Raw genomic sequence first — 3,947 nt, 5'->3', positions numbered from 1 at the left:
CCGAACTCTACGAAGTCAGCTTCAGCGAGAGGAGGAAGCTTTGAACGCTCCCGTCAGGCATCCGCTGCCCAACCGTCCGGTCAACGAATCGACCAAGTCTTTTTTTTTTAATTATTTGGTGAAATTTTTTATAGAAAGCTGGTAGCTGGTCGGCAGCGGCTTCGAAGACGTTGACGCGGTATCTGCTCTCAAGATCATAGCGCTCAGGCATGAAATGCCCGGAGAAGCGGTCTTCTACAAGCACGTTGTAGGGATAGATTGCAAATGGAAAGGGCTCCCGCGCGACGGATGATATCAAATTGCGAAGTGACTCACCAAGTCCGAGGCTAGCTTCAACATAGCCGATAAAGAGAACGCCGGTCTTTGCAGGAGTTCTATCAAGAGGGATTGGTGATTTAAAACCTTTTAAGACGCGCTCCCCGCGCAACAGCGCCCGTCGCACTTGTGGATTTGCAGCAATATACTGGCGTGTATCAAAATATTTCGAAGGCTTTCGATGGCTTTCTTTCCACCCAATTCTAATAAAATGCTCAAGAGGGTCTTGCCCGTCGAGGAATACGTCCGGATTGTTTCTGATATAGTATTCTTTGTCAAAAGAGCTAAAATATTTTGAGATTTGAATCCCCTTGCGTTTACGACCTAACGCAAAATATCGATCCAAAATACCTGGTTTTGATGTTTGATTAATAGTCTCTAGATGTGAAGCAAAGCCAATAATTTCATTATGCGTGGCGTCATGTCCCGTGTCTGTATTTACTGGAACGACTTCACGCTGATATTGTGAACCTTTAAGCGCCGCACGCATCGTAAAGGCAGTGTGCCGCCACGTGAATCCAGCCGTAATGTGTTTGCGACAAACCTGCGAATGCCCGGAATATGATTCCGCATCCATCGAACAAGCCTCGTTAAGTCGTTCCAGGATCTCGGCCGCGTCGGGTTCCCACCAATAGCCGACATCTCCAAAGCCCTTGTCCCTGTAATCTGCTAGGACAGGTTGTCCTGAAAAGAGGAGCGCACCCTCGCACGCCAAATCAGTGCTGCCACCATAGCGGCCAAAAATTGGTATTGTTCCGCAGGCCATTGCTTCCGCGGTTGAGAAGCCAAATCCCTCCGATCGAGCAGTCGACACGTAGTAGTCAACACCACGATAAATTTGGGCGATCTCTGCATCAGAAAGAGAGTCCACCATTTCCCAGACGCTTACGTTGGCATCCGTGATGCGCGCCATGCGAAGGTTGCCCACCTGTGTGGCTTCCGCGCGAAGTCCGAAGACGTCAAGGACGTCTTGTCCCATGATGATGAGTTGCACGTTAGGGCGTTGCATGCGCAGCGCGGTCCAGGCCGCACGTATAACGTCGAGCCCCTTACGGTGCTGATTGCGGGCAAACCACAGGAATGTCGTTTCATTGAACGGGCGGTCGCGCAGACCCCAAGGGGTGAAAACGTCTGTCTCAACTCCGGGCGGCACCCACGTCACGTCCGGTACGCCCTCAGCCTCAAAGACCGCCTTTATCCACCGTGACGCTGTCATGACCTTCTTGTAGCGCCGCGCCGCTTCGGCCCAGCCAAGGGGGAGTCGGGTCGTCTCCCAAGCAGTATAGAGGTAGTTAAAAGGCTCTGTACCGGGATGAGCAAAGATTAGTTCTGGCTTAGTCGAGTCAAGAAGACCGTTCAAACGCAATGTATGGTGTAGATGACGATTCATGACCTCCCAGGAAGTCGAACCAGTCGTACCGTGATCTGCATGATTGACTCCATAGCCGAGGTGTTTCTTCGCAAACAAGAATTTATTATTGTGGAGGTACTTCTTTCTCCGAGGGGCGAGATCACCTGAGAAAGTCGAGCTTGTGAAGTGCTCAATTTGTGCTTCAGGTATATAAGCGCTTGCGTAACCAGCCTCACGCAGTCGGAAACAAAAGTCTGCATCTTCGTAGTAAAAGCCGAAGTCATCGTCTAAAAAACCTACCTCATCTGCAGCTCTAATGCGAATAAGAGCGAAAGTAAGCTCACAAAAATCTGCTTCGAGCCGTTTAATACGTCGGTCAGGAGCCGTATGGTCATGAGAAAAGCTTACATCAGTGAGATTCCATTTAACTCGGTAGGTCATCGTTCGCTCGCCTGCAACTTCATCCACGACCATCTGCGCCGGGGCGACGATGGCGAGATTGTCATCGCGCAGCATCTCTCGAAGAAGCTGGCGGCAGACGTCCGTAATAAGTCTAATGTCGTTATTTGCCGCAACGAGATATCGGCAATCTCGTTCCTTCGCGAGACTCATTCCAATATTGCAAGCTTGCGTGTAAGTTCGAGGTGTGCCTAGTTGGATAATTTCCACGCCAAACTCACTGCAAACTACATCGGTATCGTCCGTACTCCCTTGATCTAAGACGACTATCCGATGCAGTACATTACGCATTGAGCTAAACATTCTGAAAAGTAATTGTCCCCCATTAATCGAAGGAATAACTATTAACATCTCATTGATGGCATTTTCAATATGACTGTTCGGTAAGTTCATAAGTCACTCATGATTTTATGGGAATTTGCGCGCCAAAATTGTAAATGCAATCATCAGCGTTTCTGAGCGATTTTGAAGCGATTTCAGTCAGATGACAATTGCGGCAGGAGGAGGTGGTCGTCTATGTTTTGGAGGGTAAAAGATCAAGTTTTACTGCTACTTGAAAAATTTAATATCACGTAATCCCTTCAGATGTTTAGTCGTGGCATATGGTGTGACGGTTCGAGCTTGAAGCGTTCGGGCTCTGTCGTCCAGGTTTGGCAGATAAATTCGTATGGCGTAAGGCCTCGCAGGGTCTTCAAATGGCGCCAGCAATTGTAGGTCTCCACGAACAGTTGCAGGTGACGACGCAGCTCGTCGTGGTCGGTGTAATGGTAACGCTTAACCGTGGCGTCCTTGCTGGTCCGGTTCATCCGCTCAACCTAGCCGTTCGTCCACGGGCCGTGTGGTTTGGTCAAGCGATGCTCGATTTTGGTCTGCTCGCAGGCCCATTCGAACGAGTGCCAGCGGTACAAGCGCAGCTCATTGCGCTCGGCCCAATAGGCAATCACCTTGGCCTCGGCCCCAGGTTTTACTGGCTTGTTGTCGGTAAACTGAATGCCATTGTCGGTCGGGATCGTGTGAATTGTGTAGGGCGCGGCCGCGACCAGATCGCATAAAAAGGCTGCCGAAATCCGTTGATTCGCCTTCTCGAGAAGTTGGACGAAGACGAACCTGCTCGTACGGTCGATGGCAACGTACAGATGGAGCTTGCCTTGTTCGGTGCTGACCTGTGCGATCTCGATGTGGAAGTAGCCGATCGGGTAGGCTTTGAAGCGCGACCGTTTGGGCTTGTCGCCGTCGACGTCCGGCAGACGACTGATGCCGTGCCGTTGCAGACAGCGGTGCAGCGACAAGCAGGTTAGGTGAGGGATGCTGGGCTGAAGCGCGTAGAGGCAGTCATCCAGTGGCAACAGGGTGTGCCGGCGAAAGGCGCCGATGATCGCCTCGTGCTCCAGGCTCAGCACCGTGGCGTGAGGTTTCTTCAGTCCCATCCGCGCATCGGTGCTGATCGAGCGTGAACGCCACTTCTGCTTAGTGGTCGGGCTGATCCCGTAGTGCTTCGCGGCGGCTCTCACGCTCTCTTTACGAGATTGGATTGCCCGACGGACCATCTCAGTCGTTGTAGCGCTGACGTGAAGAACCTGTCTCGTAGCGCGTCCATCGATATGGCATCAGATTTATCATCAGACGGCGGGACCAAACATCTAAATAATTCATTGTTTGATTCATCGTCCGTAGATGTCTTCGATGCGGATGATATCGTCCTCGCCGGTGTAGGAGCCGACCTGGACCTCGATCAGCTCGAGGGGGATCTTGCCGGGGTTGGCCAGCCGGTGCATCGAGCCGATCGGCAGGTACACCGCCTCGTTCTCGTGGACGAGGACCA

General features: G+C 51.7%; 1 protein-coding gene and 2 pseudogenes. All 3 read right to left on the bottom strand.

Translation table 11 applies throughout. The features are described from left to right. Positions 1-7: 7 nt before the first annotated feature. Entirely contained in the window at positions 8-2,518 is a 2,511-nt protein-coding gene (locus FV229_RS25770) for a glycosyltransferase (RefSeq protein ID WP_147754651.1), read from the bottom strand. Positions 2,519-2,706: 188 nt separating this feature from the next. Then, a pseudogene (locus FV229_RS25765) lies at positions 2,707-3,672 on the bottom strand (IS481 family transposase). Between the two features lie 114 nt (positions 3,673-3,786). Continuing rightward, a pseudogene (cpsB, locus tag FV229_RS25760) lies at positions 3,787-3,947 on the bottom strand (mannose-1-phosphate guanylyltransferase/mannose-6-phosphate isomerase); the annotation flags it as partial.

Origin of the sequence: Methylobacterium sp. WL120 (assembly GCF_008039465.1) — a bacterium.
Lineage (GTDB): Bacteria > Pseudomonadota > Alphaproteobacteria > Rhizobiales > Beijerinckiaceae > Methylobacterium > Methylobacterium cerastii.
This window is presented reverse-complemented; position numbering and strand designations above follow the sequence as displayed.